Source organism: Streptomyces sp. NPDC002537 (assembly GCF_053594975.1).
Genome location: NZ_JBSFWT010000148.1, coordinates 1 through 9,896, shown reverse-complemented (window position 1 = coordinate 9,896; position 9,896 = coordinate 1). Strand labels below are relative to the sequence as shown.

At 70.7% G+C, this 9,896-nt stretch carries 7 protein-coding genes and 1 pseudogene; 6 read left to right on the top strand and 2 right to left on the bottom strand.

Going from position 1 to position 9,896, the window contains the following annotated elements; all coding sequences use genetic code 11:
- Positions 1-312 precede the first annotated feature (312 nt).
- From eno to ACWD4A_RS34315, 6 genes are all read left to right on the top strand, one after another.
- Complete coding sequence (gene eno / locus ACWD4A_RS34340; RefSeq protein ID WP_451200247.1) at positions 313-1,593, top strand: phosphopyruvate hydratase; 1,281 nt, start codon at positions 313-315, stop codon at positions 1,591-1,593.
- 134 nt (positions 1,594-1,727) lie between these two features.
- On the top strand, positions 1,728-2,201 hold the full coding sequence (locus ACWD4A_RS34335) for an FtsB family cell division protein (RefSeq protein WP_451200244.1): 474 nt from the start codon (positions 1,728-1,730) through the stop codon (positions 2,199-2,201).
- A gap of 66 nt (positions 2,202-2,267) precedes the next feature.
- Positions 2,268-2,798 carry a DUF501 domain-containing protein gene (locus ACWD4A_RS34330; RefSeq protein WP_451200241.1) on the top strand — a complete coding sequence of 177 codons (531 nt, stop codon included), beginning with the start codon at positions 2,268-2,270 and terminating at the stop codon, positions 2,796-2,798.
- Complete coding sequence (locus ACWD4A_RS34325; RefSeq protein WP_451200239.1) at positions 2,795-3,736, top strand: Ppx/GppA phosphatase family protein; 942 nt, start codon at positions 2,795-2,797, stop codon at positions 3,734-3,736. Before ACWD4A_RS34330 ends, ACWD4A_RS34325 begins: the two co-directional genes overlap by 4 nt.
- 422 nt (positions 3,737-4,158) lie before the next feature.
- Positions 4,159-5,556, top strand: coding sequence for an NAD(P)/FAD-dependent oxidoreductase (locus tag ACWD4A_RS34320; protein ID WP_451200236.1), 1,398 nt, complete (start codon positions 4,159-4,161; stop codon positions 5,554-5,556).
- A 213-nt stretch (positions 5,557-5,769) separates the two neighbouring features.
- Entirely contained in the window at positions 5,770-7,083 is a 1,314-nt protein-coding gene (locus tag ACWD4A_RS34315; RefSeq protein ID WP_451200233.1) for a class I SAM-dependent methyltransferase, read from the top strand.
- A 111-nt stretch (positions 7,084-7,194) separates the two neighbouring features.
- Here ACWD4A_RS34315 and ACWD4A_RS34310 read toward each other — a convergent pair whose 3' ends face one another.
- Both ACWD4A_RS34310 and ACWD4A_RS34305 read right to left on the bottom strand, forming a co-directional pair.
- A complete protein-coding gene (locus ACWD4A_RS34310; protein ID WP_451200230.1) occupies positions 7,195-9,714 on the bottom strand; it encodes an ABC transporter permease in 2,520 nt (839 codons plus the stop codon).
- Between the two features lie 53 nt (positions 9,715-9,767).
- Positions 9,768-9,896: pseudogene (locus ACWD4A_RS34305) on the bottom strand (ABC transporter ATP-binding protein); the annotation flags it as partial.

The following is a 9,896-nucleotide window of genomic DNA, read 5'->3' as shown; positions in this document are numbered from 1 at the left end:
GCTTCGCGCGCTGTCCTCAATCGCCGGACGGGCTGAAAAACCAGCCCGTCCGGCGATTGAGGACGCGGCCGCAGGCCGCCCCCGCCGCTGGGGGTCCCCCCGGACGAAGTCTGGGGGAGGCAACGGTGCCGCACCCGGAACAGAACGCGAGCCACAGGCTTCCCCGCTGAGCGAACAATGCCGGTATTCGCCCCTTGATCAGCGCATCTGTGCCATTTTTCCGCCCGCGGGGCGGTCCAACGGCAAGCCGACCCCCCGCCGCCCGTTAGGCTCGTGCTCGCAGCACTCCAGACACACATGAAGGAGACCCTCGTGCCGTCCATCGACGTCGTCGTAGCTCGCGAGATCCTCGACTCGCGAGGCAACCCCACGGTCGAGGTCGAGGTCGGCCTCGACGACGGCTCCACCGGCCGTGCCGCCGTGCCGTCCGGTGCCTCGACCGGTGCCTTCGAGGCCATCGAGCTCCGTGACGGTGACAAGAACCGCTACATGGGCAAGGGCGTCGAGAAGGCCGTGCTGGCCGTCATCGAGCAGATCGGCCCGGAGCTCGTCGGCTACGACGCCACCGAGCAGCGCCTGATCGACCAGGCCATGTTCGACCTGGACGCGACCGACAACAAGGGCTCGCTCGGCGCCAACGCCATCCTCGGCGTCTCCCTGGCCGTCGCGCACGCCGCCTCCGAGGCGTCCGACCTGCCGCTCTTCCGCTACCTGGGCGGCCCGAACGCGCACCTGCTGCCCGTTCCGATGATGAACATCCTCAACGGTGGGTCGCACGCCGACTCCAACGTGGACATCCAGGAGTTCATGATCGCGCCGATCGGCGCGGAGTCCTTCTCCGAGGCCCTGCGCTGGGGCACCGAGGTCTACCACACCCTCAAGGCCGTCCTGAAGGCCAAGGGCCTGTCCACCGGCCTCGGCGACGAGGGCGGCTTCGCCCCGAACCTGGGCTCCAACCGCGAGGCCCTCGACCTCATCCTCGAGGCCATCAAGCAGGCCGGTTACACCCCCGGCCAGGACATCGCGCTCGCGCTCGACGTCGCCGCCTCCGAGTTCTACAAGGACGGCGCCTACACCTTCGAGGGCAAGACCCGCTCGGCCTCCGAGATGACGGACTACTACGCCGAGCTCGTCGACGCGTACCCGCTGGTCTCCATCGAGGACCCGCTGTTCGAGGACGACTGGGACGGCTGGAAGACCCTCACCGAGCGCCTCGGCACCAAGGTCCAGATCGTCGGTGACGACCTGTTCGTCACCAACCCCGAGCGCCTCGGCCGCGGCATCGAGGAGGGCGCCGCCAACGCCCTGCTGGTCAAGGTCAACCAGATCGGCTCGCTGACCGAGACCCTCGACGCCGTCGAGCTGGCCCAGCGCAACGGCTTCAAGTGCATGATGTCGCACCGCTCCGGCGAGACCGAGGACGTCACCATCGCCGACCTGGCCGTCGCCACCAACTGCGGCCAGATCAAGACCGGTGCCCCGGCCCGCTCCGAGCGCGTCGCCAAGTACAACCAGCTGCTGCGCATCGAGGAGATCCTCGACGACGCCGCGGTCTACGCCGGCCGCAGCGCGTTCCCGCGCTTCAAGGGCTGACATCCCATCCGGGGCGACAAAACCCCCAGGGGATGACGGAGCCTCACTACGTCCCCGGCCGCGGTCCCGTACCGTGGCCGGGGACGTACGTTCGTAATGAGGCTGCGGGCGTCGAGTGACCACGGGGAGGCGAAGTGGCGGGCGACCGGTTCTCCACCGCTGCCAGGCTCAAGGCGCTGGTGCGCGGCCCCAGGGCCCGGGTGTACCGCGCCGGGTCCCGCCGCCGCGGCCGGCTCACCGGGCGGGCGGCGCTGCTCGCGCTGGTCGTCTGCTCCCTGGTCGTCGCCCTCGCCTACCCGATGCGCCAGTGGGTCACTCAGCGCTCGGACATCGCCGACCAGCGGCGGAGGACCGAGCAGGCCCGCGAGCAGGTGCAGCGGCTGCTGGACGAGAAGGCGCGGCTGGAGGACCCGGCGTACGTCGAGCAGCAGGCGCGCGAGCACCTGCACTACCTCCGCCCCGGCGAGACCGGCTACAGCGTGATCGACGGCAGTGGCGCCGCCCGGCGTCCCAAGGACCAGGGCGCCGCCGACCGGCCCTGGTACAGCAACCTGTGGGACGGCATGGACCAGGCCGACGCTCCCGGCACCGTGGCGCCCGGCCGCTGACCGCACCCCCCTTTTCAACGAGATCTACTTCAACGAGATCGACCACGAGCGAGCACGAGCGAGCATATGGACACCCCTCCTCCGAAGACCGAGCCCACCGCCCCCACCGACGCGGACATCGCGGCGTTCAAGGAGCAGCTGGGCCGCCCCCCGCGCGGGCTGCGCGCGATCGCCCACCGCTGCCCCTGCGGCAACCCCGACGTCGTCGAGACCCAGCCGCGGCTGGAGGACGGCACGCCGTTCCCCACGCTCTACTACCTGACCTGCCCGCGCGCGGCCTCCGCCATCGGCACGCTGGAGGCGGACGGCGTGATGAAGGAGATGACGGAGCGGCTGAAGACCGACCCGGAGCTCGCCGCCGCGTACCAGAAGGCGCACGAGGACTACATCACGCGCCGTGACGCGATCGAGGTCCTGGAGGGCTTCCCGAGCGCCGGCGGCATGCCGGACCGGGTCAAGTGCCTGCACGTGCTGGTGGGTCACTCGCTGGCCGCCGGGCCGGGCGTCAACCCGCTGGGCGACGAGGCGATCGCCATGCTGCCGGAGTGGTGGGCCAAGGGCCCCTGCGTGACCCCGTGCGGAGGCGAGGAGAAGTGACGCGGGTCGCCGCCGTCGACTGCGGCACCAACTCGATCCGCCTGCTGGTCGCCGACGTGGACCCGGCGACCGGCGGCTTCACCGAGCTGGACCGGCGGATGCGGATCGTCCGCCTCGGCCAGGGCGTGGACCGTACGGGCCGGCTGGCCGACGAGGCGCTGGAGCGCACGTTCGCGGCCTGCCGGGAGTACGCGGAGGTGATCCGCGAACTGAAGGCGGAGCGGACGCGCTTCGTGGCGACGTCGGCGTCCCGCGACGCCGAGAACCGCGAGGAGTTCGTCCGCGGGATCGTCGGCATCCTGGGCGTCGAGCCCGAGGTGATCAGCGGTGACCAGGAGGCGGAGCTCTCCTTCACCGGCGCCACCAAGGAGCTGACCGGCCGCGCCGACCTGGCGAAGCCGTACCTGGTGGTCGACATCGGCGGCGGCTCCACGGAGTTCGTCATCGGGGACGAGCACGTGCGGGCCGCGCGCAGCGTGGACGTCGGCTGTGTGCGGATGACCGAGCGTCATCTCGCCATGGACGGCGAGGTTCCGGATGTTCCGTCGCCCGACGGGATCGCCGCGATACGGGCCGACGTCGAGGCGGCCCTGGACCTGGCGGCGGAGACCGTCCCGCTCGCGTCGGCCCACACCCTCGTGGGTCTCGCGGGCTCGGTCACCACGGTCGCGGCCATCGCCCTGGACCTCCAGGAGTACGACTCGGCGGCCATCCACCACGCCCGGATCCCGCTGCGGCGGGTCCAGGAGATCACCGGCATGCTGCTGACCTCGACGCACGCGCAACGCGCGGCGATCCCGGCCATGCACCCGGGCCGCGTCGACGTCATCGCGGCGGGCGCCCTCGTCCTCCAGTCGATCATGGAACGGGTGGGCGCCCAGGAGGTCGTCGTGAGCGAGCACGACATCCTGGACGGCATCGCCTTCAGCATCGCCTGACAGGCCGCGGAAGCCCCCGCCGAGGCCCGCCGGAGGGCCTCGGCGGGGGCGCTCGGAGGGCTTCCCGGGGGCCTCCGAAAAGAAAGTTCGTGAAATCCTTCACATGAAAAAAGGGTGCGCGTGGTACGTGGGGGCGCCGAACTGCCCCCTTTGGGGTGTTCCAAACCTCGCACGGCCGGAAACCGTCTGGTTTCTGGCGAGTTAAAGGAAGGTTTATGCGGGCCCCGGGGCGACTGTGGTCCAGTTGCCGAAGAGGCCGCAAGGCCAGTTCAGCAGGGGTGTCCAACGCGCGCGAGTGCGCCGTGGTTCCCTCCGGGGGGTATGGCGTGGGTCACGGCGGCGGCGGAGTGTAGCAGATACCCTCGCCCATCTTGTGAAGGGGCTCACGAGCACCCCCGTCCGGAGTGCTGGATACTCGAAACATGAGCACCACGGAGCGTCCACGGATCCTCGTAGTAGGCGGTGGGTACGTCGGCCTGTACGCGGCGCAGCGCATTCTCAAGAAGATGCGCTACGGCGAGGCGACCGTCACGGTCGTCGACCCGCGCTCGTACATGACGTACCAGCCCTTCCTCCCCGAAGCAGCTGCCGGCAGCATCTCCCCCCGCCACGTCGTGGTGCCGCTGCGACGCGTGCTCCCCAAGGCGGAGGTCCTCACCGGCCGCGTCACGACCATCGACCAGGACCGCAAGGTCGCCACGATCGCCCCGCTCGTGGGCGAGGCGTACGAGCTGCCCTTCGACTACCTGGTCATCGCGCTCGGCGCCGTCTCCCGTACCTTCCCGATCCCCGGCCTCGCCGAGAACGGCATCGGTATGAAGGGCATCGAGGAGGCCATCGGCCTGCGCAACCACGTCCTCGAGCAGCTCGACAAGGCCGACTCGACCACCGACGAGGAGATCCGCCGCAAGGCGCTCACCTTCGTCTTCATCGGCGGCGGCTTCGCGGGTGCGGAGACCATCGGCGAGGTCGAGGACATGGCGCGCGACGCCGCCAAGTACTACACCAACGTGAAGCGCGAGGACATGCGCTTCGTCCTGGTCGACGCCGCCGACAAGATCCTCCCCGAGGTCGGCCCCAAGCTCGGCGCGTACGGCAAGGAGCACCTGGAGAGCCGCGGCGTCGAGATCCACCTCGGCACCTCGATGGACTCCTGCATCGACGGCCACGTCGTGCTGAAGAACGGCCTCGAGGTCGACTCCAACACGATCGTGTGGACCGCGGGCGTCAAGCCCAACCCGGCGCTGTCCCGCTTCGGCCTGCCGCTCGGTCCGCGCGGTCACGTCGACACCTCCGAGACCCTCCAGGTCCAGGGCACCGACTACATCTGGGCCGCGGGCGACAACGCCCAGGTCCCGGACATGGTCGGCCGCAAGGCGGGCAACCCCAACGCCTGGTGCCCGCCGAACGCCCAGCACGCGCTGCGCCAGGCCAAGGTCCTCGGCGACAACGTGGTCTCGGGCATGCGGGGCTTCCCGCAGAAGACGTACGAGCACTCCAACAAGGGTGCGGTGGCGGGCCTCGGCCTCCACAAGGGCGTCGCGATGATCGTCATGGGCAAGATGAAGATCAAGCTCAAGGGCCGTCTCGCCTGGTACATGCACCGTGGTTACCACGGCATGGCCATGCCCACCTGGAACCGCAAGATCCGCATCTTCGCGGACTGGACCCTGGGCATGTTCCTCAAGCGCGAGGTCGTGTCGCTCGGCGCCATGGAGAACCCCCGCGAGGAGTTCTACGAGGCGGCCAAGCCGGCCCCGCAGGCCCCCAAGGACGCCGCCGCGTCCGGCAAGGCCGGCGACAAGGCCAAGGCTTCCTGACCGGAGCCACCACCGCGCGGAGCCGCGGTCAGCACGCCGGAGGGCGTCCACCAATCCGTGGGGTGGACGCCCTCCGGCGTGCTTCGGCATATGCACAGTGTTTCGTCACACACCGCCGATCCAATATGACGGAACGGGACTACCCGGCCCCGTCTTGGTGTTTGGGTGTCAGTTGAACGTTTCTCCTGACCTTGCATCATGGAGGTGTGCGACATGGCCGACGCCGCTCGACGGCTCTCCGCGCTCGTGGAAGACGTACTGGGGGCACCGCTCCCGGTCCGGCTCCGGGCCTGGGACCTCAGCGAGTACGGCCCTCCGGGGACGCCGGTCCTCGTCGTCCGTCACCGCCGCGCCCTGCGCCGGCTGCTCTGGAAGCCCGGCGAGCTCGGGCTCGCCCGCGCGTGGGTCGCGGGGGACCTCGATGTGGACGGCGATCTCTACGAAGCCCTCGACCTGCTCGCCGGGACGCTCTGGGAGCGCGGCGAGGACAGCGGACGGCGGACCGGCCTCGCGGCGCTGCTGACGGCCGTGCGCGACCCCCGGCTGCGGGCCGCGGCCGCCGAACTCGTCAAGCTGGGCGGCCCCTGGCCGCCGCCCCGGCCGCCGCGCGAGGAGGCCCGCAGGACCGGCGGCCCGCTGCACACGCTGCGCCGCGACAAGGAGTCCATCAGCCACCACTACGACGTCGGCAACACCTTCTACGAGCGGGTCCTCGGACCCTCCATGGTCTACTCCTGCGCCTACTGGGAGAGCCCGGACAGCACCCTTGAGGACGCCCAGCGCGCCAAACTCGACCTGGTCTGCCGCAAGTTGGCGCTCCAGCCGGGGCAGCGGCTGCTCGACGTGGGCTGCGGCTGGGGCTCCATGGTGCTCCACGCGGCCCGCGAGTACGGCGTCAGCGCGGTGGGCATCACGCTCTCCGAGGAGCAGGCCGCGTACGCCCGCAAGCGCGTCGCCGAGGCCGGTCTGACGGACCGTGTCGAGATCCGGGTGCAGGACTACCGCGAGATCGCCGACGGCCCCTTCGACGCCATCTCCTCCATCGGCATGGCCGAGCACGTCGGTTCGGCGCTCTACGCCGAGTACGCCGCCGACCTGCACCGGCTGCTCCTGCCGGGCGGACGGCTGCTCAACCACCAGATCGCGCGACGGCCACTGCTGGACGAAGAGGCCTACGAGGTCGACGAGTTCATCGACCGCTATGTCTTCCCCGACGGCGAACTGGCGCCCGTCGGGCGGACCGTGGCCCAGCTGGAGGAGGCCGGGTTCGAGGTCCGCGACGTGGAGGGCCTGCGGGAGCACTACGCGCTGACGCTGCGTGCCTGGGTGGCCAACCTGGAGGCCGGCTGGCGCGAGGCGGCGGAGCTCACGTCGCCGGGACGGGCACGGGTCTGGCGCCTCTACATGGCCGCGTGCGCGCTGTCCTTCGAGCGCAACCGGATCGGCGTGAACCAGGTCCTGGCGGTCCGCACCCCGGAGTCGGGCGCCTCCGGAGTCCCGCTGCGGCCGCGGGAGTGGCGGGGCTAGCACCTCCGGGCGGGCTCTTGAACGCCGGACGGGCCGGACGGGGCGAGCAGTTGCTCGTCCGTCCGGCCCGTCCGGTCGGTCCGGGGGTCCGGGGGCGGGGCCCCCGAACCGCTACTCCGCCTTGATCGCCGACAGCATGTTCAGCCTCGCGGCCCGGCGGGCGGGCCACAGGGCGGCCAGGACGCCCACGAGGGCGGCCAGCAGGAGGAAGAGGAGCATCCGGCCCCAAGGGAGGATCAGCTCGAAGTCGGCGATGGACTTGCCGACCAGACGGCCGCCCGCCCAGCCGAAGAAGACGCCGAGGCCGATGCCGAGCACACCGCCGAAGAGCGAGATGATCAGCGACTCCAGGCGGACCATCCGCTTGATGCCCTTGCGGTCCAGGCCGATGGCCCGCAGCATGCCGATCTCCTGGGAGCGTTCGAAGACCGACATCGCCAGGGTGTTGATGACCCCGAGCACTGCCACGATCACGGCCATGGCGAGCAGCCCGTAGAGGATGTTCAGCATCATGTTGATCGCCTTGGCGATCTCGTTGGAGATGTCCTGCTTGGTCTGGATCGCGATGGCGGGGTTGTCGCCGAGCGTCCTGGCGATCGAGTCCTTGGCGGAGGCGCTGACCCCGGCCTTGGTCTTGACCAGGACCTGCATGTCGACGATCTCGGACTGGTGCGGCGCCAGGGTCGTGTTGTCGACCATGATGCCGCGGATCAGGTCGTTGCCCTTGTAGATACCGGAGACCGTCAGCCTGCCCTGCTTGCCGTCCTCGAAGGTGGCGGCGAAGGAGGAGCCGAGCTTCCAGCCGTGGTTCCGGGCGGTCTTGTCGTCGACGACGGCCTTGTCGCCGGAGAGCCCGGCGAAGGAGCCCGCCGTGAAGTCGACCTTCGTCAGGTCGGCGATGCTCCTGCCGTTGACACCGGTCAGGGACTGGTGGTCGCCGTCGACGCGGGCCGCGGACGTCCGCAGCGGGCTGACGGCGGTGACGTCGGGGCTGGCGCCGAGCTTCTTCTCGACATCCGGGGAGAGCGGCGTCCTGCTCGCCATGGAGACCGTGTAGTCGGCCTTGATGGCACCGGAGGCCATCTTGTCGATGGCCACCTGGAGGCTGCCCGCGAGCACGGTCATGCCGGTGATCAGGGTCAGGCCGATCATCAGGGCGGAGGCGGTCGCGGCGGTGCGCCGCGGGTTGCGGACCGCGTTCTGCCGGGCGAGCTTGCCGGAGATCCCGAAGGGCCGCAGCAGCGGCCCCGCGGCGGCGATCAGCGGCCGGGACAGCAGCGGGGTCAGCACGAAGACGCCGATGAGCAGCAGCCCCGCGCCGAGGGCCATGATCGACTGCGAGCCGGCGACGAGGACGAGCGCGGCGCCGAGGCCGCTGAAGGCCGCGCCGATGCTGTTGCGCACCACGAGGGAGCGCGGGGTGGCCACGGCGTGCACGCTGTTCATCGCGGCGACCGGCGGGATCTTCGCGGCGCGGCGGCCGGGCAGCCAGGCGGCGAGCATGGTGACCACGACGCCGACGACCAGCGAGGCGACGACCGTGCCGGGGGAGACGACGAGCGGGCCGTCCGGCAGGCTCGCGCCCGCGGAGTTCAGGATCGAGCGCAGGCCCGCGCCGATGCCGATGCCCGCGACGAGGCCGGTGACCGCGGCGACCGCGCCGACGACGAACGCCTCGATGAGCACGGAGCGGGTGACCTGGCCGCGGCTCGCGCCGACGGCGCGCATCAGCGCGAGCTCCTTGGTGCGCTGGGCGACCAGCATGGTGAAGGTGTTGGCGATGATGAAGATGCCCACGAAGAGGGCGATGCCCGCGAAGGTCAGCAGGGTGGTCTTCATCGTGTCCATGCCGGAGGCGATGATCGACGCCTGGTCCTCGGCCAGCTTCTTGCCGGTCTGGGATTCGGTGTCGCGCGGCAGGACCTTGTCGACCGCGTCCTTGAGCGCGGTCTGCGAGGTGCCCGCGGCGGCCTTGACGTCGATCTCGCCGAACTCGCCGGCCTTGGCGTAGTACTTCTGCGCCGTGGCGGTGTCGAAGAGGGCGAGGCTGCCGCCCGCGGCGACGTTGCCGTCGTCGGTGGTGAAGACGCCGGTGACCTTCTGTTCGAGGACCGGGCCGTCGACGGACATCCGTACGGTGTCGCCGACCTTGTAGCCCGCGCGGTCCGCGGTCCTCGCGTCGAGGGCGACCTCGTTCGCGGCCCGCGGGGCGCGGCCGGACTTCATCGGGTAGCGGGGGTCCTTGCCGTCCGCGCCCGGGTAGTAGTTGGCGCCGGAGGAGTTGAAGCCCTCGCCGACCAGCTTGCCGTCCTTGCCGGAGACGGCGGCGAAGCCGCCGACGGAGCCGGTGACCGCGGCGGCGCCGGGCACCTCGGCGATCCTGTCGAGGGTGGCCTGGGTGAGCTTGGGCGCGGCGCCCGGGTTGCCCTTGTCGCGGTCCTCCTTGTGCGGGGTGACGGCGACGTCGACGCCGGTGAAGCCCTTCTCGGAGCTCTTCTGGTAGGCGTCGGAGATCGTGTTGGTGAAGACCAGGGTGCCGGAGACGAAGGCCACGCCGAGCAGCACGGCGAGCACGGTCATCAGCAGCCTGGCCTTGTGCGCGAGCACGTTGCGCAAGGCGGTACGGAACATCGGTCAGTCCTGGGGGAGTGGGCTGGCGTGAGCTGGCGGTGCGGGCTGTGTGATCAGCTCGTGCGGCCCTTGGCGTCGAAGCGCTTCATGCGGTCGAGGACGGTGTCGGCGGTGGGCCCGTACAGCTCGTCGACGATGCGGCCGTCGGCGAGGAAGACGACGCGGTCGGCGTAGGAGGCGGC

Excerpts from the sequence above, each read along its gene's own strand:
- ACWD4A_RS34320 (WP_451200236.1), top strand. The coding sequence starts at position 4,159 with ATGAGCACCACGGAGCGTCCACGGATCCTCGTAGTAGGCGGTGGGTAC.
- ACWD4A_RS34330 (WP_451200241.1), top strand. The coding sequence starts at position 2,268 with ATGGACACCCCTCCTCCGAAGACCGAGCCCACCGCCCCCACCGACGCG.
- ACWD4A_RS34315 (WP_451200233.1), top strand. The coding sequence starts at position 5,770 with ATGGCCGACGCCGCTCGACGGCTCTCCGCGCTCGTGGAAGACGTACTG.
- ACWD4A_RS34310 (WP_451200230.1), bottom strand. The coding sequence starts at position 9,714 with ATGTTCCGTACCGCCTTGCGCAACGTGCTCGCGCACAAGGCCAGGCTG.